The organism is Streptomyces sp. NPDC004266 (assembly GCF_042874095.1).
Classification (GTDB): Bacteria; Actinomycetota; Actinomycetes; order Streptomycetales; family Streptomycetaceae; genus Streptomyces.
In genome coordinates this window covers 74,162-98,017 of sequence record NZ_JBIAMM010000004.1, presented here as the reverse complement: position 1 = coordinate 98,017, position 23,856 = coordinate 74,162, and the positions used below count along the sequence as shown (strand labels likewise).

Sequence of the window (23,856 nt, the reverse complement as noted above, 5' to 3'; positions counted from 1 at the left end):
ATGCGGACGAATTGTCCTAGCGTGGGGCCATGAACGCGACACCCGGACCCCACTCCGCCGGAGCCCTGCTGCTCTGCCGCGGCGAGCCGCCGGAGGTCCGGCCGCCGGCCCGGCTCCTCCGGGAACGGCTGCTCCTCGCCCCCGCGGGCGCCGAGTGGACCGTGCTCGTACCGGAGGGGAAGCCCTGGCTGCACGGCGGGGAGGCCGTCGAGCGGGTCGTCACCGGCTGGGCCACCGCCCTCGCCGTCCCGGCCGGAGGCCGGCCCGTCGTCGCGCTCTGGTGGGACCGCGACCGCGCCGGCCTCACGCTCGCCGCCGGCTTCCGCCGCACGGTCGGCTACACCTGGCTCGCGGACGGCACCCCCGTCGGCGAGGACGAGGCCATGCGCACCTTCGCCGCCCGGCTCGCCCTCGATCCCGTCCTGGACGTGCAGGCCCTCGAACCGCTCACCGAGCCCGACCCGGAGGCCGACGCCCGCACCCGTCTCGTCGGGATCGTCGCCGTCCTCGCCCGCACCGGGCTCGCCCTGCCCGCCGGACTCGTCCCCGGCGAGAGCGCCGACCGGCTCCGCTCCGCCGCCCTCGACCAGGGCGCGGAGCAGCTCGAAGGGCACGGCCGGCGCGACGCCGTGCGGGCGGAGCCGGAGGCGGTGGAGGGCAGTCCCGCGGGCCCGCACCCGCGCGGTCACGAGGCGCGCGTACTGGGCGGGGCGCAGCTCCTCGCGGGGGTGCCGCTGCTGCTCTGGGGCGCGGCCCGGCGCAGCGGCGGCTGGGCGACGGCCGGCGCGCTGCTCGTCGCGCACGGCGCGCTCGGGCTCGCCCACGACCGGCTGCGGGAGCGGTGACCGGGTCGCCGGTCCCGCGGCCGGGCACCTCTTCTACTCGTCGTCGTCCTCGTCGTCCAGACGGGCCAGCCAGGTCGCGAGGCGCTCGACCGGCACCTCGAAGTCGGGGTTGAGGTCGACGAACGTCCGCAGCTGCTCGGCGAGCCACTCGAAGGTGACCTCCTCCTCGCCGCGCCGCTTCTCCAGTTCCTCGATGCCACGGTCGGTGAAGTACATGCGATCAGGATAGGCCGTACCCCTCCCATCCCCTGTCGCACGTCAGCCCCACCGATTAGCCTTCTGGATCCAACATCGCTTCGGGGAGCGGGGGCCGCTGTGGCACACGGGATCGCTCGGATTCGACTGGACGACGGCACGCCCGTGTGGGCGCGGGTCAGCGACGCGGAGGAGCTCGGCCGGGGCGGCGGCTTCCAGGACACCGGGGTCAGGGACCGGGTCGTCTCGATGGCCGGCGGGCTCACGGACGTGGTGCGCGGGGTCGTCGGCTCCCTGCGCGCCGGCCTCGACCCCCAGGGGCCGGTGGAGGTCGCCGTCAGCTTCGGCATCGAACTGTCGGCGCAGTCCGGCAAGGTGATCGGCGTCCTCGCGGACGGCGCGGGCAAGGCCTCCGTGAACGTCTCCCTCACCTGGACCGAACCGGGCCCGACGACCGGGAGCGCGGCGGCGACCGCGCCCGGTTCCGCCGAGCCGGAGGCCGCGGAACCACGGCCGGGCATCGTCACGCAGCGGCGTCCGGCGGCCGATGGCGCCGCATGAGCGCCTTCGACGCTCTCGTGCGCCCCGCACTCGTACGCATCGGCGCTCCCGACGGCGGGTATGACCCGCACGGCGACCAGTTCTGGGGCACCGGGTTCTTCATCGCCCCCGGCTGGGTGCTGACGTGCGCCCATGTCGTGGCCGAGGGGGGTGGCGAGGTGTGGAGGAAAGAGCCGGCCGTCGGCATCACCTGGCAGGACGGCAGGACCACGCGCCGGTCCACCGGCACGGTGGTGCTCGCCCTGCCCCGGCCCGAGGACCCCGGCGCGCGCCCCGAGCCCTGGGGCTTCCCCGACGTCGCTCTCGTGCGCGTGCCCGACGCCGGCAAGGCCTCCTGCGTCCTGCTCTCCGAGCGGCCTCCGGCCCGGACCACCGAGGTCGGCCTGCACGGCTGGTCACGGGAGACCGGGGAGCTGGGCATCCGTCAGGTCCACGGCCGGCTCAGCGGCGTCGACGCCCGGGCCCTCGTGACGGAGGGGGTGCTGCCCGTCGAGGGCTGCTCCGGCGGCCCCGTCGTCGACGACCTCCAGGGAGCCGTGATCGGCTTCAACAAGGGACGCTGGTCCGACCAGGGAGCCCTCGTCCCCCTCGCCGTCCTGCGCCGCCTGCACGACGCGCCCGGGGGCGAGCTCTGGGCCGAGGCCCTGCGCGCCCACGACCGTCATCACCTCGACCACTACCGCCGGTCGCTGGACGACGGATCCGACTGGACGCGCGCGCAGGAGCGGCTCGGCGGCCCGCACCCGCTGAGCCCGAAGCTGCGCACGCGGCTGCGCGGACAGCTCGCCGCGCTGCCCCCGCCGATCAACCCCGGCGAGATCATGGACCTGGTCGACCGGGTCAAGGCCTGGATCAGGAACTCCACCACCCCGGACGCGTTCGAGGACGACCCGCGGACATGGAGCGAGGGCGCTGCCCTGCTCTACGGGCTGCGCGCGCCCGACCGCAGCGACCCGGGCGATCCCGGCCTCGACGCCGTGCTCCTGTACGCGGCCCATGTCGTCCGGCGCGTCTCCGGGCGCCCCGGCGGTCTCGGCGACGCGGCCGCCTTCCGGGGCTGGATCATCGACCGGGCCGCCGACGCGGGCCCGTTCCTCCGCCGTGAGATCGACGACCTGATCGGCTCGGGCCGTGCGGCGGCCCCCGTCGCCGTCCGCGAGCGCCGGGCACGCGCGGACGTGCTCCTGGAGATCGACACGCCCCGCTGGGACCGGCGTTACCCGTGGCGCGTGAAGCTGCTCCGCGACGGGCACACGGTCACCCCGCTCAAGGGCGACGACCGGGGCGTCGAGCGGGCCCAGCTCAAGCAGACCCTGCGCGGACCGCTCGCCGAGGCCCTCCGGCTCGGTGACAACGGGCCGCACCTGGCCTCCGTCGAGGCGGTGCTGCCCCGCGAGCTCTTCGACGAGCCGCTCGACACCTGGCGGCTCGAACCCCCGCAGGGCACCGACGAGACGTGGGGGGCCATCACCCTCGGGCAGCGCCGGATCGTGGTCGTCCGGGACGCCCGGCGGCACGGCAAGGAGCCGTCGCCCGAGTGGCGGGAGCGCTGGGAGGCCGGGGAGCGGGGACCGCTGCGCGCGGCCCCGCTGCGCGCCGAGGTGCCCGGCGCGGGTGCGGACGCCCACACCGCGCGCGTGCGCCGGGAGACCTGGGCGGAGACGTACGACCGGCTCCGGGAGGCCGAGGGCGGCACCGTACCCGTCTTCTGCGGCCCGGTGGGCAGCGGCGACGGGCTCATGGCGATGAACGCGGCCCTGACCGCCGGCCATCCGCTGGCCCTCTGGCGGACCGGGGCCCACGACCACACCGACTGCGCGGACTTCCACGAGCAGGCCGACCGGCTGCTCGCGGACGCGCTCACGGCCCACGGCCTCGGCAAGCCCGTCCGCTCCCTGCGCACCCTGGCGTCGGAGCGGCCCGACCTCGCCTGGGCGGACACCATCGCCGTCCTGTACGACCCGCCCGACCGCCCGCCCCACGGCGGCCGCCTGGAGGCCCCGCCGCTGCTCGGCGAGGGGGACGCGTGACGGCGCGGGAGCGTGCCTCGGGTCCCGCGCCGACGGCGCGGGACCCCCGCGCCCGACCGGGACGGGCTCCGTGACCCCGGCGGGCCGCACCCCGCGCCCGCGTGGGCCACGGGACGCGCCCGGCCCCCGCCTCCCCACGCGCCGGCCCCCCGCCTCCCCACGCGTCCAGGCCACCGCGTCCCCACCCGTCCAGGCCCCGCGTCCCCACCCGTCCAGGCCTCCTCACCCCCACGCGTCCGGCCGCCCGCGCCTCCGCGTCCCCGGCCCCCTGTGCCGCCGTGCCTCCGGCAGTTGCCGAGTGCGTCCGGGACGACCGGATTGGGGGTCGGCAGGAGCGTCCTCGGGCAGTACGTTCGGAAGGCCCGGCCGGCACACCACAGCCAGGAGGAGTTCATCGTGAACGATTGGCGGATCTACCGTGGGGCCGGCCATCCGCACGACGAGATACGGCGCCTGCCCGCCCCGCCGCCCTGGCGCGACTTCTCGACGGGCGGTGCCGACGACACCCTCGCCGGCTCCGACCGGCGGCTCGGCGTCAAGCGCAGGCTCGTCCAGAACCACCACCCCCGGCCCGCCGAGACCGACGCGGTCAACGCCGCCCTGTACCTGCGGCGCCCGCTCCTCGTCACCGGCAACCCCGGGACCGGCAAGTCCACCCTCGCGCACGCCGTCGCCCACGAGCTGCGCCTCGGCCGCGTGCTGCGCTGGCCCATCGTCAGCCGCTCCACCCTCCAGGACGGCCTCTACCGGTACGACGCCATCGGCCGCCTCCAGGACGTCCAGCTGGAGCGCGCCCAGGCCGGCGTGACCGGGTCCCCCGCCGCGGCCCCGGCCGGCATCGGCTCGTACATCCGGCTCGGACCGCTCGGCACCGCGCTGCTCCCCTCCGAGCAGCCCCGCGTGCTGCTCATCGACGAGCTCGACAAGAGCGACCTGGACCTGCCCAACGACCTCCTGAACGCCCTGGAGGAGGGCGAGTTCGCCATCCCCGAGCTGGAGCGGCTCGCCGACCGGGAGCCCGTCGTCGAGGTGCTCAGCGACGACGGCCGCAAGGTGCCGGTGTACGGCGGCCGGATCCGCTGCACCACCTTCCCCTTCATCGTGCTCACCTCCAACGGCGAACGGGACTTCCCCGCCGCCCTGTTGCGCCGCTGCATCCGCCTGGAGCTCGAACCGCCCGGCGAGGAGCAGCTCGGCGCGATGATCGAGGCCCACCTCGGTCCCGAGGCCGCCGCGGGCGACGGCGAACAGGGCCTCGTGCAGCGGTTCCTGAACCGCGAGCCGGGCGAGGTCATCGCCACCGACCAGCTGCTCAACGCGCTCTACCTCACCCAGCACGCCTCCCGCGCCGAGCGGGTGACCAGGGAACGCATCGCGGACATGCTCATGCAGCCGCTCGATCAGCCGAGGTGATGACCGGATGCACCGGACGCACCGGATGCCTCTGGAGGAGCTGACCCGCAGACTGCGGGCGGGCGGGGTGGACCCGTCCGCCGAAGCGGTCGCGGACGCGCTCTGGCTGTCCCAGTGGCTGCCGGAACCGGAGACTCCTGATCCGGACCGGCCGTCCCGCGCGGACGGCGGGACCACCGGGACCGCCCGGCCCGCCGACGAGGGGCGAGATCCGGCCACTCACGAGGGGCCCCCGGGAGCGCCCCGGCGCACCGGGGGCCAGGAGTCCGTCGCCCTCCACATGCGCGCCGGAGCCGCCCCGGCGGACGGAGCGCCCGGCGGAGCGGGCGGCGGAGCCCCCGGCGGCGGGAGCGCGGGCGGGGGCGCGGGTCGGGGCGCGACCCTGCCCGTCCGCGCGCCCGGCGCCAACGCCCTGCCCGGACTCCTCGGCCTCCAGAAGGCCCTGCGCCCGCTGCGGGGGTACGCGCCCGCCCCGCCGCGCCCCGGCGAAGGCGCCCTCGACGAGGAGGCCACGGCCGAACGCAGCGCCGCCGCGGGCATCCTGACGCCCGTGCTGCGCCCCGCCTCCGGCCGCCGCCCCGACATCCAGCTCCTCATGGACACCGGACCCGCCATGGTCGTCTGGGACCGCATGGTCGAGGAGCTCCGCCAGGCCTGCCAGCAGTCCGGCGCCTTCCGCGACGTCCAGGTGCACCGCCTGTACGACACCGGCGAGGGTCCCCCGCTCGTCACCACCACCTCCGGCGCCGACGGCCGTCCCCGGCTCCGCCCCGTCGACCAGCTCCACGACCCCACCGGGCGCCGCTTCACCCTCGTCGTCAGCGACTGCGTCGGGCCCCTCTGGCAGCGCGGAGCCGCCCAGCGCTTCCTCCGCCAGTGGCCCCACCACTCCCCGCTCGCCCTCGTCCAGCCGCTGCCGCCCCGCCTGTGGCCGCGCACCGCGCTCCCCGCCGAACCGGGCACCTTCCAGCGCTCGGGCAGCCCCGGAGGCCCCGCGGCCTTCCGCTCCGACGACGAGCCCTGGGCGGTGCCCGACCCGGCACGGCGGGCCGTCCCCGTGCTCACCCCCACCCCCGAGGCCTTCGCCTCCTGGACCCGCCTCCACACCGGCCACGGCGGCAACACCGTGCGCGGCTGGGCCGCCTGGCTCCACTCCGAGCCGGCCGGGCCCCGCCCGCCCGGGGCACCCCGCGTCCCGCGCGGCGACGAGGAACTCCTGCGCGCCTTCCGGGCCGGCGCCTCCCCGGGGGCGCTCCGGCTCGCCGTCCACCTCGCGGCGGCCCCGCTGACCCTGCCCGTCATGCAGCTCGTCCAGCGCGCCATGCTGCCCGACACCGGGCCCATGGAGCTGGCCGAGGTCCTCCTCAGCGGGCTCCTGCGCCGGGTGCCGAGCCCCGCCCCGTACCCCTGCTTCAGCTATCCGCCCGGCATCCAGCAGCTCCTCCTCGGCTCGCTCGACCCCGGCGCCGCCGCCCTCGTCCTCAAGCACTGCTCCGAGTACGTGGAGCGCAACTTCGGCCAGGGCACGCGCAACTTCCCGGCGCTCGCCGCCGCCCGACTCGCCGGAAACGGCCACCGACACGGCTCCGCCGCCGACGGCGAGGGCGGGCCCGGTCTCCTCACCCGGCCCGACGAGACCGGCGAACCCCCCGGGCCCGAGGGCACCGAGGCGGAGCTGTTCGCCCGAATCCCCGCGCGCGTGCTCCGCTTCTACCACCCCGACCTCGTCACCCCCGACCCGCTCGTCGAGGCCCGCCGCCTCCTCGACCAGGGACGCGCCCAGTCCGACCCCGCCCTCCTCTCCGCCGCCCGCGAGCGCGCCGAAGAGGCGCTCGCGACCGCGCCCGTCGAAGCCCTGGTCGTCCTCGGCCGCATCCTGACCGCGGAGGCGGGCACCGGCGCCGCCCGGCGGGCGGGCAGCCGGCGCGAGCTCCTCACCCGGGCCGCAGACACGCTCGTCAGGGCCGAGCAGCTGGCCCGGCCCGGAGACGACCACTGGGCCGAGGCCCGCCTCGAACGGGCCGTCGTCCACCACGCCCTGTGGCAGGAGACCGAGGAGCCCGGGCAGCTCACCGCCGCCCTGCTGGCGCTCGCCGGGGACGTGGACCAGTGGCCCGCGGCCGCCCGGGCCGCCCTGCGCCTGCGCCGGGGACGGCTGCTCCTGGCGCGCGGCGACGGCGCCGCGTCGGTCGAGGAGCTCACCGCGGCCCTCGCCCACGGGGAGAGCGCCGCCGCCCTGCTCGACCTCGCCGACGCCCTGTACCTCGCCCAGGCCGGACCGGACCGCATCGCCCCCGTCCTCGACCGCGCGGAAGCCCTCCTCGGCGACGGACGCGCCCTGAGGCTGCGTCACGCCCTGGCGCTCGCCCGCCTGCACGAGGCCACCGGCGACTGGCCGGCCGCCGACGCCGCGTACGAGCGGGCCACGCTGCTCGCCCTCGACGACGGCGAGCAGCGCGGCCCGATCCTGCTCACCTGGGGCGAGTCCCTGCTGCGCCGCGCCGCCTCCGACACGGGGCTCGGGCCGGTCGAACGCGCCGAGGCCGTGCTGCGCGAGGCCCTCACCCGCCTCCCCGCCGACGCCGCCGCCCGCGAGCGGGTCCGGATCCTCATCGGCAACGTGCTCGCCCTGCGCTTCGACCGCGCGGGCTTCCTGCCGGACCTGTACGAGAGCCGCCACCTGCTCGACGAGGCCCTTCGCACCACCCGCGACCAGGCGACCCGGGCCGAGGTCCGGCTGCAACTGGGCTGGGTGCAACTGCAGCTGAGCGAGGCGGCGAGGGACGGCCAGCTCATGGACGCCCTCGTCGCCTTCCGGCGCGCCGCCGACGACAGCCGCGCCGCCCACGGCGACACCCCCGGCACGGTCACCCTGGCGCGGGCGCTCCACGCCCAGGGGGCGGTGCTGTACCTGATGGGCCGCCTCGGCCACGCCGCGACCGCCCTGGAGGAGGCCGCCGAGCAGTGGCGACGGCTCGACGGCATGCTGGTGGCGGTGGACTGGGCGGACGTGCGGCGGACCAGGGCCCTGCTCGCCGAGGTCGGCGCCGACCCCCGCCCCCGGCCGGACCGCCTCTCCCGCGAGGAACGGCGCCGGATCGCACCGCCCTGGTGGGCCTGGCGCGACGGGGAGGCGGAGCGGCTTGATAACGGGGGCGCGCATGGGCGCAGTTGAGTCGAACGGGTTTCTGCCTTTCGGACGTCGGGAAGAACCGCTCCGCCGCTACGACCGTGGGGGACAAGGGTCGGTGAGGAGGAGCCGAGGGTGTTGGAGCACACGAAGCGGGTCGCAGGCGTCGACCGGGGCGGCGAACGGCCGGGACGCCTCCCCGACCTCACCGGTGTGGACCTGCGGACCTTGCGCTTCATGGACGATCCCGAGCTGGCGGCCGCCGTCGAGCGGGTGCTCTGGCATCCGCAGGAGCTGGCCGACTCCTGGGCGGAGACCGCAGGGGACAGGGTCCACGGCTGACCTCCGGTGGAGTGGCCGCGCCGACCGGCTGTTTTCGGTCAGATGCGCCCCGCCCGCCGACGGTCCGGGAGGGCGGGACGCACGGCTCGCCGAAGGCCCGGTGGGTCAGGGCGCACCGCTCGCCGCAGGCCCGTGGCGGCGGGACCCCTCTCCCGTCACCAGCCTCTGGAGGCGGGAGTGAGCACCGCGCCCCTGCCCCGGCACGTCCTCGCCCGGCTCGCCCGGCTCAGTCCCGCCCCGGACGGGCACACGCTGCTGCGGTCCGCCCTGCACGCCCGGCGGTTGCTGCTGCTCAAGGCGCTCCTGGTGCGCGTCCACCGGGAGCGGGCGTCCGTCGGGCCCGGCGCGCTCGGCCGGTTCGAGCGCTCCTGGGAACTGCTCGAACGGGTCGAGCGGAGCCGTCCCGCCGTGGTCCGGGACGTCCTCGACTACCCGACGACCGGCGCCTGGCTGGCCGGCGCGCTCGCCGAGCCCGCCGGGCCGGTCTTCGACCGGCTGCTCGGGCACCTCGACCACCTCGCGGTCACCGCCGCCCTGCGCGGCGGCGACCCGCTCGACCTGACCGTGGAGACCCCGGACGGCCTGCTCCCGCTGCCCGGCGTGGGCCGGCTGAGGGTGGCGGCGGACCGCGTCCGGGTCAGCGTCGGCGAGCGGACCGTACGGTTCCACCCGGACGGCGCCCGCCACGCCGTGCCGGCCGTCCTGACCCTGACCGGCCGGCGCCACGGCGTCCTCACCGGCCGCGGGTCCGGCTGGCGCGCGGTCCGCCCCCTGCCCCGCGCCGCTGCACGCCTGGACGACCTCGACCCCTACCGGGTGCCGCCCGGCGCGGGCGGCGGCACGGCGGTCACCGCGGCCGACCCCGCCGACACCGACCACGCCGCCTGGTCCGCCGTCTGGCGCGCCGCCCAGGCCCTCCTCGTCCGTACGGACCCCGGCCGGGCGGCCGAGGTGGCCCACGGCGTCCGCGCGGTCGTCCCGCTCCTTCCGCGCGGGCCCCGGCACCTGGGGGCCACGCTGAGCGCCGCCCCCGGAGCCGTACTGACCTCGCTGCCCGCCGAGGGGCAGGGGATGGCCGAGACGCTCGTGCACGAGCTGCACCACAGCAAGCTGGCGACGCTCCATGAACTCGTACCCCTGTACGGCCCCGGGCGGGACGCCGTGCACCGGGTCGGCTGGCGCTCGGACCCCCGGCCCATCGCCGGCGTGCTGCACGGCGCCTACGCCCATCTGGCCCTGACCGATCTGTGGCGGCGCGCGGTCACCGCCGACGGGGTGCCGACGGCCTGGCGGCACACCGCCGGGCAACAGTTCGACGACATCCACGATCAGGTGGGCGTGGCGCTGCGGATCCTGCTTGAATCCGATGAACTGACCCGGGAGGGAAGGGAGTTCGTGCGACACATGAGGCTCCACCACGCGAGCCTCGGCGCGACCCCCCTGGCCGCTGGGTAACACTGTGCCCACGGCACATGACACCGCGTTGCGCGGGAGCGGGACGGGAGACACGACAGATGGCGGAACAGCGATCGGGCGGTGCGACGGACCACGGAGCCAGGAGCGCACCGGAACACGTCCTCGTGGTCTTCCCCGGCTATCACCGCCCGTGGGCGACCTGGATCAACCAACGGCTCGACGCGTACGGGGTGCGCGCGAGCCTGCAGCGCTGGGACCCGCCGCGCGAGGTGCCCCTGGAGGACTCGCTCGGCGACCTGCTGCTCGCCCGCGGCCAGGTGCTGCTCGTCCTCGACGACTGGTTCTTCCAGCTCGGCCCGCGGGCGGCCGGCGAGTGGAACGACGTCCTGCGCGGCTTCGTCGCCGCCCACGCCGGACGGTTCGCCGCGGTCAACCTCACCAACCGGACCCTCCTGCCGGCCACCGCCGTCCTCGAACCCGTCAGCCTGTGGGGCGTCGGCGAGGAGGAGGCCGAGGCCCGGCTGCTCAGCCGGCTCGGCATCGAACCCCGCCGCGCCACCGGCCGCCGACTGCCCGCCGGATCACTCGTCCGCTTCCCGGACACCCCTCCCGAGATCTGGGGCGAGATCCCGCGCCGCAACCCGCGCTTCACCGGCCGGGACGACCTCCTCACCGAGCTCCAGGAACGGCTCATGGACGCCGAGCGGGGCAACGCCGCGTGCACCCTGCTCGGCATGTCCGGCATCGGCAAGACCCAGATCGCCGCCGAGTACGCCCACCGCTTCAGCTCCGACTACGACGTCGTCTGGTGGGTCAGCTCCGACGACCGCAACGTGCAGCGCGACCGCTTCGGCGAACTCGCCACCGAACTCGGCCTCGCCACCGGCAACGAACCCGGCGAACGCATCCGCGCCGTCCGCGAGGCGCTGCGCCGGGGCGATCCGCACTCCCGCTGGCTCATCGTCTTCGACGGCTGGGACGACACGGACGGCGCGAACGTCATGCTGCCGCACGGCCCCGGCCACGTCCTCGTCACCTCCCGCAACCGCGGCTGGGGCGACTACACCGACATCCTCGAAGTCCCCGGCTTCGACCGCGCCGAGTCCACCGCCTACCTGATGCGCCGCGCCCCGCACGTCACGGCACCCGAGGCCGAAGAGGTCGCCGCCGAGTTCGGGGACGTACCGCTGCCGCTGGTCCAGGCCGCGGCCTGGCTCGGCGAGTCCCGCATGGAGGTCTCCGAGTACCTCCACATGGTCCGCGAAGGACGGATCTCCGCCGTCGAACCCGCCGGCGACGGCTTCCCCCAGGCGTCCCTGACCTCCTGGTCGATACTGATCAACCGGCTCCGACGCGCCCAGCCGCAGGCCATCGACGTACTCAGCCTCTGCGCCTCCTTCGCCCCCGGCCGCATCCCGCTCGGACTCATCCGCGCCTACCCGCAGGCGGACCTCCCCGAGGACCTGCGCTGGATGGTCACCGACCTCGCCGCCTGGTCCCGCGCCCTGGACACCCTGGTCAACTACTCGGTGCTCACCCGCGAGACCCGCGGCCCCGTCAACAACGCCGAGGTCGGGCCGCACCAGGAGTCCGTGCACATGCACCGGCTCGTCCACGACATCGTCGCCCGGCTCACCGAGGGCGACCACCGCGCCGCCCACCGCCAGGCCGTCCGCACCCTGCTCGCCGAGGCCGACCCCGGCAACCCCATGGACAGCCGGCACTGGCCCCGCTACGCCGAGCTCCTGCCCCACCTGGAACCCTCCGGCGCGCTCCTCAGCCACAACCCGCGCACCCAGACCGCCGTCCTCAACTGCCTGCGCTACTGCTTCCGCAGCGGCGAGTTCAAGGCCGGCATCCAGCTCGCCGACAAGATCCGGGACAACTGGTCCACCTTCATGGACCCGCTGGACCAGCCCATGCTGGACCTGACCACCCAGCAGGGCAACATCCTGCGCTCCTTCGGCCGCTTCCGCGAGGCCTACGACCTCGACCTCGCCCAGCGGGAACGCCTCGCCGAAGCCCAGCCCCCCAACGAGCTCGGCACCCTGCTCTCCAGCAGCGCCATCTCCAGCGACCTGCGCTTCCTCGGCCAGTACAAGGAGTCGGAACGACTCCAGCGCCAGGTCCTCGCCGACGCCGAACGCCTCCTCGGCGACAGCGAGTTCTCCACCCTCGTCGCCCGGCACAACCTCGGCGTCACCCTGCGGCAGCTCGGCCGCTTCCGGGAGGCGTACGACTCCGACGCCGAGACCCTCGCCCACAGCGAGCGGGTGCTCGGCAAACGCCACTCCCACACCCTCAACTCCAGCAACGCCCTCGCGCACGACCTCCGGCTCCTCGGCCAGTACCGCGAAGCCCTCGCCCGGCAGGAGGCCAACGTCCTGCGCCATGTGCAGGTGCTCGGCCCGCAGCACCTGCAGACCCTGTACGCCCGCACCCAGCTGGCCCTGTGCCGGCGCCGCGAGGGCGGCTTCCAGCAGGACCTCGGAGCCACCATGGCCAGCCTGCTCGACCAGCTGGAGCAGGTGCACGGCCGCACCCACTACGTGACCCTCTCCTCCCTCAACAACTACGCCAACTACCTCCGCGAGCACGGCGACCTCGACCAGGCCCGCGAGCTCAGCCACGAGGCCGAGGCCGGCTACCGCGCCCTCCTCGGCCCCGCCCACCCGGTCGCCACCGGTGTCCTCGCCAACACCGCCCTCGTCCTCCAGGCGTCCGGCGAACGCGCGGACGCCCTCGCCATCCTGGAGGCCGCGCTCGCCGGACTGACCTCCTCGCTCGGCTCCGACCACCCCTGGGTGCTCGGCTGCGCGCTCAACGCCGGAGCCGCCCGCAACTTCAACGGCCGGGTGGCCGACGCCGCCGAGCTCAGCCGGGACACCCTGCGCCGGGCCCGGCACACCCTCGGCAACGAACACCCGCTCACCCTGTCGTGCCAGGTGGCCCTCGCCACCGATCTGCGCGGGCTCAGGGAGACCGAGGAGGCCGGGAAGCTGGAGGAGGACGCGCTGCTCACCCTCACCCGCACGCTGGGCGCCCAGCACCCGCACACCCTGTCGGCACGGCAGCGCAACCGGCCCTACTGGGACTTCGAGGCCAACCTGGGCTGAGCCCCGTACGCCCGGCGCAGACGCCGGAGGCCCGGCACCCCGAGTGGGGTGCCGGGCCTCCGTACGTACCGAGGTCGATCAGGCGTCGAAGACCTCGTTGACCAGCTGCTGCTGCTCCGCCTGGTGGCGCTTGGCCGAGCCGACCGCCGGGGAGGAGGAGTGCGGACGCGAGATCCGGCGCAGGCGCTCGCCCGCCGGGATGTCCGCGCCGACCGCCAGGTCGAGGTGGTCGATCAGGTTGAGCGCGATGAACGGCCAGGCACCCTGGTTCGCCGGCTCCTCCTGCGCCCAGATGTACTTCGCCGCGTTCGGGTACTTGGCGATCTCGGCCTGCAGCTCGGCACCCGGCAGCGGGTACAGGCGCTCCAGACGGATGATCGCGGTCTCCGTGTCGCCGCGCTTCTGGCGCTCGGCCTCCAGGTCGTAGTAGACCTTGCCGGCGCAGAAGACGACCTTGCGGACGTTCGCCGGGTCGACCGTGGTGTCGCCGATCACCGGGCGGAAGCCGCCGGTGGTGAACTCCTCCACCTTGGACGCCGCGGCCTTCAGACGCAGCATCGACTTCGGGGTGAAGACGATGAGCGGCTTGTGGTGCGGGTTGTGCACCTGCCAGCGCAGGAGGTGGAAGTAGTTCGACGGCAGCGTCGGCATGGCGACCGTCATGTTGTCCTGGGCGCACATCTGGAGGAAGCGCTCCGGGCGGGCGGACGAGTGGTCCGGGCCCTGGCCCTCGTAGCCGTGCGGCAGGAGCAGCGTGACGCCGGAGGTCTGGCCCCACTTCTGCTCGGCCGAGGAGATGAACTCGTCGACGACGGTCTGCGCGCCGTTGACGAAGTCACCGAACTGGGCCTCCCAGATGACCAGGGAGTCCGGGCGGGCCAGCGAGTAGCCGTACTCGAAGCCCATCGCCGCGTACTCGCTGAGCAGCGAGTCGTAGACGTTGTAGTGGGCCTGGTCCTCGGCCAGGTAGAGCAGCGGGGTGTAGTCCTCGCCGGTCTCCTGGTCGACCAGGACCGCGTGGCGCTGGCCGAAGGTGCCGCGGCGGGAGTCCTGGCCCGACAGGCGGACCGGGGTGCCCTCCATCAGCAGGGAGCCGATGGCGAGGGTCTCGCCGAAGCCCCAGTCGATGGTGCCGTCGTCGATGGAGGCGGCGCGGCGCTGCATCTGCGGGAGCAGACGCGGGTGGACCGTGATCCGCTCCGGGATGTTGACCTGCGACTCGGCGATCCGCTTCACGACCTCCTGGGAGACCGCGGTGGTGACGGCGACCGGGAACTCGGCCTGCGCGTCCGGCACGGTGGCCGACGCCGGGGCGGCGGTGGCCTCGCGGACCTCCGCGAACACCTTCTCCAGCTGGCCCTGGAAGTCCTGGAGCGCCTGCTCCGCCTCTTCGAGGGTGATGTCGCCGCGACCGATGAGCGACTCGGTGTACAGCTTGCGCACCGAACGCTTCTTGTCGATCAGGTTGTACATCTGCGGGTTGGTGAACTGCGGGTTGTCGCCCTCGTTGTGACCGCGGCGGCGGTAGCAGATGAGGTCGATCACGACGTCCTTGTTGAACGTCTGGCGGAACTCGAAGGCGAGCCGCGCGACGCGGACCACGGCCTCCGGGTCGTCGCCGTTCACGTGGAAGATCGGCGCCTCGATCATGCGGGCCACGTCGGTCGCGTACATCGAGGAACGCGAGGACTCCGGGGCGGCGGTGAAGCCGACCTGGTTGTTGATGACGATGTGGACCGTGCCGCCGGTGCGGTAGCCCCGCAGCTGCGACATGTTCAGCGTCTCGGCGACGACGCCCTGGCCGGCGAAGGCCGCGTCGCCGTGGAGGGCGACGGGCAGGACGGTGAAGTCCGTGCCGCCCTTGTTGATGACGTCCTGCTTGGCGCGGACGACTCCCTCCAGGACCGGGTCGACCGCCTCCAGGTGCGAGGGGTTGGCGGTGAGCGAGACCTTGATCTGCTCGCCGTCCAGGCCGGTGAAGGTGCCCTCGGCGCCCAGGTGGTACTTGACGTCGCCCGAGCCGTGCATCGACTTCGGGTCGAGGTTGCCCTCGAACTCGCGGAAGATCTGCGCGTACGACTTGCCGACGATGTTCGCCAGGACGTTCAGGCGGCCGCGGTGGGCCATGCCGATGACGACCTCGTCGAGGCGCGACTCGGCGGCCGAGTCGATGACCGCGTCGAGCAGCGGGATGACGGACTCGCCGCCCTCCAGGGAGAAGCGCTTCTGGCCGACGTACTTCGTCTGCAGGAAGGTCTCGAAGGCCTCGGCGGCGTTCAGCCGGCGCAGGATCCGCAGCTGCTCCTCGCGCTCCACGCGGGAGTGCGGGCGCTCGACGCGGTCCTGGATCCACTTGCGCTGCTTCGGGTCCTGGATGTGCATGAACTCGACGCCGGTGGTGCGGCAGTACGAGTCGCGGAGCACGCCGAGGATGTCGCGGAGCTTCATCATCGACTTGCCGGCGAAGCCGCCGACCGCGAACTCCCGCTCCAGGTCCCACAGGGTGAGGCCGTGCTCGGTGATGTCCAGGTCGGGGTGCTTGCGCTGCTTGTACTCCAGCGGGTCGGTGTCGGCCATGACGTGGCCGCGGACCCGGTAGGAGTGGATGAGCTCGAAGACGCGCGCGGCCTTGGTGACGTCGTCGTCGTGCGAGGCGTCGATGTCCTTGAGCCAGCGGACCGGCTCGTAGGGGATGCGCAGGGCCTTGAAGATCTCGTCGTAGAAGCCGTCCTCGCCGAGGAGGAGGTTCGACACGATCCGCAGGAACTCGCCGGAGGCGGCGCCCTGGATGACGCGGTGGTCGTACGTCGAGGTCAGGGTCATGACCTTCGAGATGCCCAGCTTGTTCAGGGTGTCCTGGGAGGTGCCCTGGAACTCGGCCGGGTAGTCCATCGAGCCGACGCCCATGATGACGGACTGACCGGGCATCAGACGCGGCACGGAGTGGACGGTGCCGAGGCCGCCGGGGTTGGTCAGGGAGACCGTGACGCCGGAGAAGTCCTCCATCGTCAGCTTGCCCACGCGGGCGCGCTTGACGATGTCCTCGTACGCCTGCCAGAACTCGAAGAAGTTGAGCGTCTCGGCCTTCTTGATGCCCGCGACGACGAGCTGGCGGTCGCCGTTGGGCTTCACCAGGTCGATGGCGAGGCCGAAGTTCACGTGCTCCGGCTTGACCAGGGTCGGCTTGCCGTCCTTCTCCGCGAAGGAGTGGTTCATCGACGGCATGGCCTTGATCGCCTGCACCATCGCGTAGCCGATGAGGTGCGTGAAGGAGATCTTCCCGCCCCGGGCGCGCTTCAGGTGGTTGTTGATCACGATCCGGTTGTCGAAGAGCAGCTTCACCGGGACGGCGCGGACGGACGTGGCCGTCGGCATCTCCAGGGAGGCGTTCATGTTCTTCGCGACCGCGGCGGCGGGGCCGCGCAGCGTGATCAGCTCCGGGCCGGCGGGGGCCTCGGTGGCCTTGGCCGCGGCCGGAGCGGCGGCGGCGGCGGGCTTCGCGGCGACGGGCGCGGGAGCCGCGGCCGGCTTCACGGGAGCCGGGGCCGGGGCCGCGGCCGGGGCGGGCGCGGGGGCCGGGACGGCCGCCGGAACCGCAGGCGCGGCCTGTGCGGGGCCCGCCTGCGGCGCGGCGGGCGCGCTCTGAGTGGTGGTGACGGCCGGGGCGGCCGGGGTCTCCGACGCTCCGGGCTTGTAGTCGGCGAAGAAGTCCCACCAGGCACGATCGACCGAATTCGGGTCCTGGAGGTACTGCTGGTAGATCTCGTCGACGAGCCACTCATTGGCACCGAAGGCGGCGGCGGGGCTCACGCCCTGCCCGTCTTGGTGGGCCGGGGAGCTCGGGGTACTGGGGGACTGAGACGACACGGCGGCAACCGCCCTCTTCCGCTTCGCAAGGTGATGGACAGCGGAAATAAAGGCTACGCCTGTCCGGCCGAGAGGTGCAGGCCAGGCACTCCAACGTTGCGCAAGTCACACTTGACAGCGCGTTTCGATGCCGTGAATGGCGGGAAACAAGCGTGGTTCCGCATGTGTGAGGGTACGGAAAAGCGCGAGCACGGCCAGGTTCGGCCGCACCCCTGATCAGGTCCCGCTCACGTAGACGCAGGTCCCGCTCACGTACACGCAGAACGTGCGCTTCCGGTTCGAACCCTACGTCAATCTCTGGGGGGAAGGCTGCCCGGAAGGGTGACTCTGATGCGGCATCCACGTGACGATTCGGCCACTCCGATCCCGCCGCCGTGCAGATCCACCGCCCAGCGGGCGATCGCGAGCCCGAGGCCCGTGCCGCCGTCGCTGCCCGGCCCCTGCCGGTCCTTGGCCGAGCCCCGGTTGAACCGCTCGAAGACCTTGTGCCGCTCCGACTCCGGGATGCCGGGACCCTCGTCCTCGACCTCCAGCTCCAGCGAGTCCGGATACGGGCCGCGCCGGGCCCGGACCGTGACCCGGCCGTGCGGCGGGGAGTGCTTCACCGCGTTGTCGATCAGGTTCGCCATCACCTGGTGCAGCCGCTCCGCGTCCGCGTGCGCGACCAGCTCGGGCGGCGACACGTCCAGGTGCAGGTGCACGTCCGTACGGCGGTGCAGCCCCGAGGTGGACGACAGGCCGCGCTGGGACGCGGCCAGGTTCGCCTCCCGCAGGACGCCCGACAGGTACGGCCAGACCTCGAAGCGGCTCGCCCGGAGCGTGACGACACCGTTGTCAAGACGTGACAGGTCGAGCAGGGTCTCCACCAGCCGCCCGAGCCGCTCCGTCTGCTTCAGGGCCGACCGCATGGTCTCCGGATCGGCCTCGGACACCCCGTCCACGACGTTCTCCAGGACGGCCCGCAGCGCGGCGATCGGCGTGCGCAGCTCGTGCGAGACATTGGCCACCAGCTCCTTGCGGTGCCGGTCGACGGCCTCCAGGTCGTCCGCCATGCGGTTGATCGTCGAGGCGAGGTCGCCCAGCTCGTCCCGCCGGTCCGCGCCCCGCACCCGGCGGCTGAAGTCCCCGCGCGAGATCGACCCCGCCACCGTGTTCATCTCGTCCAGCGGCGCCGTCAGGGACTGCGCCACGAACTGGGTGATCAGCAGGGTCGCGATCATCGCGAAGATCGTGATGTACCGGAACTCGGTGGAGGTGCGGATCGCCACCAGGGCCAGGCAGGAGGTCAGCAGGACCGCCCCGACGACCAGGGCGCCCAGCTTGGTCTTGATCGAGATCACGATCCGGCGGGGCAGGCGCGGCCCCTGTCCCGTGTGCGGCCTCCCGGGGCCCGGCCGGCTCACGGCGCCGGGGTCTCCAGCGCGTAACCGACGCCGTGGACCGTGCGGATCCGCTCGGCCCCGATCTTCCGGCGCAGCGCCTTGATGTGGCTGTCCACGGTCCGGGTGCCCGAGGCGTCCGCCCAGTCCCACACCTCGGCGAGCAGCTGCTCGCGGGAGAGGACCGCCCGGGGGGTGCTCGCCAGGCAGACCAGCAGGTCGAACTCGGTCGGCGTCAGGTGCACGTCCTCGGCGCGGACCCGGACCCGGCGCTGCGCGTGGTCGATCTCCAGCTCGCCCAGGCGCAGGGTCCCGCTGCGCGGGGTGACCGCCGCGAGCGCGGCGCGCTCCACGCGGCGCAGCAGCACGTGCACCCGGGCGGCCAGCTCGCGCATCGAGAACGGCTTGGTCATGTAGTCGTCCGCGCCGACGCCGAGGCCGACCAGCATGTCGGTCTCGTCGTCGCGGGCGGTCAGCATGAGGACCGGGACGGGGCGCTGGGCCTGGACCCTGCGGCACACCTCCAGGCCGTCGAAGCCGGGCAGCATCACGTCCAGGACCATCAGGTCGGGCTGCCAGGCCTCGGCCGCGTCGACGGCCGCGGGGCCGTCGGTCGCGGTCTGCACGAGGAAGCCCTCGGCGCGCAGCCGCGCGGAGATCGCCTCCACGATCGTGGCGTCGTCCTCGACCACCAGGACGCGCCGCTGGGCCCCCGGAGTGGCCGCCGCACCGTGGTGAGTGGTGTGTGTCTGCTCCATTGCCCCGCCTCGCGTCGCCGATGTCGGTGCAGCAGCCTAGAGGTACCGGCGGCGTCCCGGCTATCCAGGAGCTACCCGGGACGGACCGCGAGGTGGACCACGTCGGGGACGCCCCGGGCAACGGGGATCTCTTCCGTCCGTACCCCGCTGAATCCGGCATTCCGCAACGACTCTTCGAAATCGGCGGACGGCCGCGCGGACCACACGGCGAGGATCCCGCCGGGGTTCAGGCGGGCCGCGCAGGTCGCCAATCCCTCGGCCGTGTACAGGGATTCGTTGTCCTCGGTGACCGTCCAGCCGGGGCCGTTGTCGATGTCGAGGCAGAGGGCGTCGTAGGTGTCGGTGGTGGTGCGGAGGTGGGCCACGAGGTCCGTGTGCAGGATCACGGTCCGCGGATCGGCGAGCGCGGCCCCCGAGATCGCCGCGAGCGGTCCCTGGCGGTGCCAGTCGATGATCGCCTCCTCGCGCTCGGCGACCGTGATCCGGCCCCAGCGGGCGTCGGCGGCGGCGTGGGCCAGGGAGAAGCCGACGCCGAGGCCGCCGACGAGGACGGAGGCGCCGGGACGGGACTCCTCGGGAAGGGCGGCGAGGGCCGCGTCGATCAGGAGCCGCTCGGAACGCCCGTCGGAGGTGTCCATCAGGAAGGTGCCGTTGGCGATGATCTCGTAGTGCTCGGCGCGGCGGCGGAGCACCACTTCTCCGTACGGCCCTTCACGTCGGTCGAGGGTGACGGGGCTGGTCATGATCACTCCGTGGTCTCGTGTGCGTCCGGTTCGTCCCGCCATCCTGGCGGGGCGCCGAGGGCCGGGACAAACGCATAACGAGCCCTCGCGGCCGGTGCGGCCGCGGGCCCGCTCAGGGGCTCGTCGGCGGGCCGCCCTCCGGGAGGGCGGCGAAGACCCGCTGGAGGGCGGGCGAGTGCTCGCCGTCGTCCGCGACGACCAGACGGTGGCGGTACGTCACGTAGTACTGGAAGCCGTCCGGGATCGGGCTGCCCGTCGGACGCTCCGGGACCAGGGCGAACGCCGGGTCCTCCAGGGCCGCCCGGAGCTCGGCGGCCTCCGCGGGGGTCTGTCTGCCGGTCCGGGGCGGCTTGGTGCCGGAGCGGCTGGTCCAGCTGCCGTCGTAGTGGACGACGAGCTTGTTGCGGACGCCCGCCAGGCCGCCGTTGACGACCACCTCGACGAGGACCTCGCCCGGCTGGGGGTCCGCCGCCGGCGTGCCGGGGTCCGTCGTGGGGCTCGGCGGGGCCGGCGCGCTCACGCTCGACGACCCGCCGGGCGCGGGCGGCGTCCCGGGGCCGCAGCCGCTCACGCCGCCGGCCAGGGCCCCCGCCAGCAGCAGGGCCCCGCACCACGTTCCCGTACCCCGTACGCCTCGCACCATGGGACGAGCATGCCCGCTCCGGGGCCCCGCGCGCAGCCGGACGCGGCGGGAGCGTCGGAGAACGCCGGGGAAGTCGGGGGCCGCCGGAGGGCGGGGTGTGGGGGTGTCGGCGGAGTCGGGGGGTGTCGGGGCCGTCGGGGCCGTCGGGGAGCGTCAGGGGTCCGTGCGGACGATTCCGGTGAGCGGCCCCCGGTAGCGCCAGTCCAGCGAGTCGTAGAGGGCGAGGCCGTCCGTGGTCGTGGCGAGCACGCCGGTCCCGGCGCCGGCCTGGGCGGCTGCGGCCTCCAGGGTGCGCATGACGTTCGCGCCCAGGCCCCGGCGCCGGTGTGCGGGGTCGGTCTCGATCTGGTCGGCGACGGCGGTGGACCCGGTCGGGGCGATCTGGCCGCGGGCGGCGAGGGTGCCGTCCGGGGCGAGGACGCGGACCCGGATGACGCCGTTGTCGACCTCGGTGGTGCGCGCGTATCCCTCGGGCGGCGCGGGGCGGACGCCGGGATCCAGTCGCTTGACCATCATGAAGCCGGGGTCGTCGGGGACCGTCCACCCGTCGGTGATCCAGGACGCCGCCTCCTCGGGGGCCGCCATCACCTTGAGCCAGCTGTACGGCGTGGTCAGCCGGGCGCAGAGCGCGCCGACGGAGGCCGCGTCGGGGGCGGGCAGGACGTGCCGTACGACGTGCCGGGGCAGTCCGACGTCGATCCGGTAGCCCCAGGGCTCGGCGACGGCGGAGGGGGTGCCCCGGGAGACGGTCCAGCCCGCCACCCAGGCAGAAGTAATGGCTGCTATATCCATGCAGGCATTACATCTTCTCCGTGCGGATGCGTGCGGGGGTGATCGCTCAGAGCGAACGGCCGTCCGGGAACATCCCGGGGCTCACAAGCATTGAGTGCACATAGCTCAACTTGACTGCCGAAGGGGAGATCATGGCTTCTGAGTCCATGGCGTCCGTGCCGCTCACTCTGCCTGTGCTGCCGCTCGACGACGAGGTCGTGCTGCCCGGAATGGTGGTGCCGCTGGACCTGTCCGACGCCGACGTACGGGCCGCCGTCGAGGCCGCCCAGGTCGCGGCCCGCGGCGGCACGGGCAAGCCCCGTGTCCTCTTGGTGCCGCGCGTCGACGGGACCTACGCCGGCACCGGCGTCCTGGGCATCGTCGAGCAGGTCGGCCGTCTGTCCGACGGCGACCCCGGCGCACTGATCCGCGGCCTCGGCCGCGTCCGCATCGGCGCCGGGACCACCGGTCCCGGCGCCGCCCTCTGGGTCGAGGGCAGCACCGTCGAGGAGACCCTGCCCGACCCGCTGCCCGGCTCCGTGACCGAACTGGTCAAGGAGTACAAGGCGCTGGCCACCAGCTGGCTCAAGAAGCGCGGCGCCTGGCAGGTCGTCGACCGCGTCCAGCAGATCGACGGCGTCGGCGCCCTCGCCGACAACTCCGGCTACTCGCCCTTCCTCAGCGTCGAGCAGAAGGTCGAACTCCTGGAGACCGCCGACCCGGTCGCCCGCCTCAAGCTCGCCACCTCCCAGCTGCGCGAGCACCTCGCCGAGCAGGACGTCGCCGAGACCATCGCCAAGGACGTCCAGGAGGGCGTCGACAAGCAGCAGCGCGAGTTCCTGCTCCGCCGCCAGCTCGAAGCCGTCCGCAAGGAGCTGCGCGAGCTCAACGGCGAGTCCGAGGGCGACGAGTCCGACGACTACCGCGCCCGCGTGGAGGCCGCCGACCTGCCCGAGAAGGTCCGCGAGGCCACCCTCAAGGAGGTCGAGAAGCTGGAGCGGTCCAGCGACCAGTCCCCGGAGGGCTCCTGGATCCGCACCTGGCTCGACACCGTCCTCGAACTGCCCTGGAACGAGCGGACCGAGGACGAGTACGACATCCGGGGCGCCCGCGCGGTCCTGGACGCCGAGCACGCCGGCCTCGACGACGTGAAGGAGCGGATCACCGAGTACCTCGCGGTGCGCAAGCGGCGCTCCGACCGCGGTCTCGGCGTGGTCGGCGGCCGCCGCGGCGGTGCCGTCCTCGCCCTCGTCGGCCCGCCCGGCGTCGGCAAGACGTCGATCGCGGAATCGGTGGCCCACGCCATGGGCCGGAAGTTCGTCCGGGTCGCCCTCGGCGGCGTGCGCGACGAGGCGGAGATCCGCGGCCACCGGCGGACGTACGTCGGCGCCCTGCCCGGCCGGATCGTCCGCGCCGTCAAGGAGGCCGGGTCGATGAACCCGGTGGTCCTGCTCGACGAGATCGACAAGGTCGGCTCCGACTTCCGCGGCGACCCCGCGGCGGCGCTCCTCGAAGTCCTCGACCCCGCGCAGAACCACACCTTCCGCGACCACTACCTGGAGGTCGAGCTCGACCTCTCCGACGTCGTCTTCCTGGCCACCGCCAACGTCCTCGAAGCCATCCCCGAGGCGCTCCTCGACCGCATGGAGCTGGTGCGCCTGGACGGCTACACGGAGGACGAGAAGGTCGTCATCGCCCGCGACCACCTGCTCCCGCGCCAGCTGGAGCGGGCCGGTCTGGAGCCGGGCGAGGTCGTCCTGGAGGAGGGCGCGCTGCGGAAGCTGGCCGGCGAGTACACCCGCGAGGCCGGTGTCCGCACCCTGGAGCGTTCGATCGCCCGGCTGCTGCGGAAGATCGCGGCCCAGCACGAGCTGGGCGACCGCGAGCTGCCGTTCACGGTCGGTCCCGACGGCCTGCGGGAGTTCATCGGACGCCCGCACCACGTGCCGGAGTCGGCCCAGGACCCGGCGGAGCGGCGGACGGCCGTGCCGGGTGTCGCCACCGGGCTCGCCGTGACCGGCGCGGGCGGTGACGTCCTCTTCGTGGAGGCGTCCCTGGCCGACCCGGAGACGGGCGCCGCCGGCCTGACCCTCACCGGTCAGCTGGGCGACGTGATGAAGGAGTCGGCGCAGATCGCGCTCTCCTTCCTCCGCTCGCACGGCGCGGAGCTGGAGCTGCCCGTCACCGGCCTGAAGGACCGGGGCGTGCACATCCACTTCCCGGCGGGCGCGGTGCCCAAGGACGGACCGAGCGCGGGCGTCACCATGACGACCGCCCTCGCCTCCCTGCTGAGCGGCCGGCTCGTCCGTACGGACGTGGCCATGACCGGCGAGGTCTCCCTCACCGGCCGGGTGCTGCCGATCGGCGGCGTGAAGCAGAAGCTCCTCGCCGCGCACCGGGCGGGCATCACGACCGTCGTGATCCCCAAGCGGAACGAGGCCGACCTGGACGACGTCCCGGCCGAGATCCTGGAGAAGCTGGAGGTCCACCCGGTGACGGACGTCCGCCAGGTCCTGGAGATCGCCCTCGCGCCGGCGGTGGTGCCGGTGGAGGTGGCCGCGTAACTCCCCCCGGCGAGCGGGGTGTCCCTCCGGGGGCACCCCGCTCCGGCGCGCCCGGATCCCGTTACCCTGATGTCAGTCGGGAC

At 74.1% G+C, this 23,856-nt stretch carries 16 protein-coding genes; 9 read left to right on the top strand and 7 right to left on the bottom strand.

The genetic code is table 11. From position 1 onward, the window contains the following. Window positions 1–29: 29 nt before the first annotated feature. On the top strand, window positions 30–845 hold the full coding sequence (locus tag ACFYUZ_RS11605; RefSeq protein ID WP_389307908.1) for a hypothetical protein: 816 nt from the start codon (window positions 30–32) through the stop codon (window positions 843–845). A gap of 33 nt (window positions 846–878) precedes the next feature. Here ACFYUZ_RS11605 and ACFYUZ_RS11600 read toward each other — a convergent pair whose 3' ends face one another. Beyond that, on the bottom strand, window positions 879–1,061 hold the full coding sequence (locus ACFYUZ_RS11600; RefSeq protein WP_019075209.1) for a DUF6104 family protein: 183 nt from the start codon (window positions 1,059–1,061) through the stop codon (window positions 879–881). Window positions 1,062–1,160: 99 nt separating this feature from the next. On the opposite strand from ACFYUZ_RS11600, the gene ACFYUZ_RS11595 reads away from it, so the two are divergent. The 7 genes from ACFYUZ_RS11595 (at window position 1,161) to fxsT (ending at window position 13,048) form a co-directional block, all read left to right on the top strand. After that, window positions 1,161–1,601, top strand: a complete 441-nt coding sequence (locus ACFYUZ_RS11595) for a CU044_2847 family protein (protein ID WP_389307906.1) — start codon at window positions 1,161–1,163, stop codon at window positions 1,599–1,601. Next, on the top strand, window positions 1,598–3,631 hold the full coding sequence (locus ACFYUZ_RS11590) for a trypsin-like peptidase domain-containing protein (RefSeq protein WP_389307904.1): 2,034 nt from the start codon (window positions 1,598–1,600) through the stop codon (window positions 3,629–3,631). The genes ACFYUZ_RS11595 and ACFYUZ_RS11590 overlap by 4 nt, the downstream gene beginning before the upstream one ends. Window positions 3,632–4,027: 396 nt before the next feature. Next, window positions 4,028–5,044 carry an AAA family ATPase gene (locus ACFYUZ_RS11585; RefSeq protein WP_389307902.1) on the top strand — a complete coding sequence of 339 codons (1,017 nt, stop codon included), beginning with the start codon at window positions 4,028–4,030 and terminating at the stop codon, window positions 5,042–5,044. 7 nt (window positions 5,045–5,051) lie between these two features. Beyond that, on the top strand, window positions 5,052–8,219 hold the full coding sequence (locus tag ACFYUZ_RS11580; RefSeq protein ID WP_389307900.1) for an SAV_2336 N-terminal domain-related protein: 3,168 nt from the start codon (window positions 5,052–5,054) through the stop codon (window positions 8,217–8,219). Between the two features lie 90 nt (window positions 8,220–8,309). Further along, the gene (locus ACFYUZ_RS11575; RefSeq protein ID WP_389307899.1) at window positions 8,310–8,516 is read left to right on the top strand and encodes a hypothetical protein; all 207 of its coding nucleotides are present in this window, start codon (window positions 8,310–8,312) and stop codon (window positions 8,514–8,516) included. A gap of 177 nt (window positions 8,517–8,693) precedes the next feature. Continuing rightward, the gene (locus ACFYUZ_RS11570; protein WP_389307897.1) at window positions 8,694–9,971 is read left to right on the top strand and encodes an aKG-HExxH-type peptide beta-hydroxylase; all 1,278 of its coding nucleotides are present in this window, start codon (window positions 8,694–8,696) and stop codon (window positions 9,969–9,971) included. Between the two features lie 59 nt (window positions 9,972–10,030). Further along, the gene (gene fxsT / locus ACFYUZ_RS11565; RefSeq protein WP_389307895.1) at window positions 10,031–13,048 is read left to right on the top strand and encodes an FxSxx-COOH system tetratricopeptide repeat protein; all 3,018 of its coding nucleotides are present in this window, start codon (window positions 10,031–10,033) and stop codon (window positions 13,046–13,048) included. Window positions 13,049–13,126: 78 nt separating this feature from the next. Here the strand turns inward: fxsT and ACFYUZ_RS11560 are convergent, their stop codons facing one another. From ACFYUZ_RS11560 to ACFYUZ_RS11535, 6 genes are all read right to left on the bottom strand, one after another. Next, complete coding sequence (locus ACFYUZ_RS11560; protein ID WP_389307893.1) at window positions 13,127–16,915, bottom strand: multifunctional oxoglutarate decarboxylase/oxoglutarate dehydrogenase thiamine pyrophosphate-binding subunit/dihydrolipoyllysine-residue succinyltransferase subunit; 3,789 nt, start codon at window positions 16,913–16,915, stop codon at window positions 13,127–13,129. A 290-nt stretch (window positions 16,916–17,205) separates the two neighbouring features. Beyond that, on the bottom strand, window positions 17,206–18,318 hold the full coding sequence (locus ACFYUZ_RS11555; protein ID WP_389307891.1) for an ATP-binding protein: 1,113 nt from the start codon (window positions 18,316–18,318) through the stop codon (window positions 17,206–17,208). Further along, a complete protein-coding gene (locus tag ACFYUZ_RS11550; RefSeq protein WP_389307889.1) occupies window positions 18,315–19,052 on the bottom strand; it encodes a response regulator transcription factor in 738 nt (245 codons plus the stop codon). Before ACFYUZ_RS11550 ends, ACFYUZ_RS11555 begins: the two co-directional genes overlap by 4 nt. Window positions 19,053–19,123: 71 nt before the next feature. After that, a complete protein-coding gene (locus ACFYUZ_RS11545; protein ID WP_389307887.1) occupies window positions 19,124–19,795 on the bottom strand; it encodes a spermidine synthase in 672 nt (223 codons plus the stop codon). 112 nt (window positions 19,796–19,907) lie between these two features. Further along, window positions 19,908–20,438: a hypothetical protein gene (locus tag ACFYUZ_RS11540; RefSeq protein ID WP_389307885.1), complete on the bottom strand. Its 531-nt coding sequence runs from the start codon at window positions 20,436–20,438 to the stop codon at window positions 19,908–19,910. A 153-nt stretch (window positions 20,439–20,591) separates the two neighbouring features. Beyond that, the gene (locus tag ACFYUZ_RS11535) at window positions 20,592–21,230 is read right to left on the bottom strand and encodes a GNAT family N-acetyltransferase (RefSeq protein ID WP_389307883.1); all 639 of its coding nucleotides are present in this window, start codon (window positions 21,228–21,230) and stop codon (window positions 20,592–20,594) included. 131 nt (window positions 21,231–21,361) lie between these two features. Between ACFYUZ_RS11535 and lon the strand changes: the two genes are divergently transcribed. Continuing rightward, a complete protein-coding gene (gene lon / locus ACFYUZ_RS11530) occupies window positions 21,362–23,773 on the top strand; it encodes an endopeptidase La (protein ID WP_389307881.1) in 2,412 nt (803 codons plus the stop codon). Window positions 23,774–23,856: the final 83 nt, after the last annotated feature.

Excerpts from the sequence above, each read along its gene's own strand:
- lon (WP_389307881.1), top strand. The coding sequence starts at position 21,362 with ATGGCTTCTGAGTCCATGGCGTCCGTGCCGCTCACTCTGCCTGTGCTG.
- ACFYUZ_RS11550 (WP_389307889.1), bottom strand. The coding sequence starts at position 19,052 with ATGGAGCAGACACACACCACTCACCACGGTGCGGCGGCCACTCCGGGG.
- ACFYUZ_RS11540 (WP_389307885.1), bottom strand. The coding sequence starts at position 20,438 with ATGGTGCGAGGCGTACGGGGTACGGGAACGTGGTGCGGGGCCCTGCTG.
- fxsT (WP_389307895.1), top strand. The coding sequence starts at position 10,031 with ATGGCGGAACAGCGATCGGGCGGTGCGACGGACCACGGAGCCAGGAGC.
- ACFYUZ_RS11590 (WP_389307904.1), top strand. The coding sequence starts at position 1,598 with ATGAGCGCCTTCGACGCTCTCGTGCGCCCCGCACTCGTACGCATCGGC.
- ACFYUZ_RS11545 (WP_389307887.1), bottom strand. The coding sequence starts at position 19,795 with ATGACCAGCCCCGTCACCCTCGACCGACGTGAAGGGCCGTACGGAGAA.
- ACFYUZ_RS11580 (WP_389307900.1), top strand. The coding sequence starts at position 5,052 with ATGCACCGGACGCACCGGATGCCTCTGGAGGAGCTGACCCGCAGACTG.
- ACFYUZ_RS11600 (WP_019075209.1), bottom strand. The coding sequence starts at position 1,061 with ATGTACTTCACCGACCGTGGCATCGAGGAACTGGAGAAGCGGCGCGGC.
- ACFYUZ_RS11535 (WP_389307883.1), bottom strand. The coding sequence starts at position 21,230 with ATGGATATAGCAGCCATTACTTCTGCCTGGGTGGCGGGCTGGACCGTC.
- ACFYUZ_RS11605 (WP_389307908.1), top strand. The coding sequence starts at position 30 with ATGAACGCGACACCCGGACCCCACTCCGCCGGAGCCCTGCTGCTCTGC.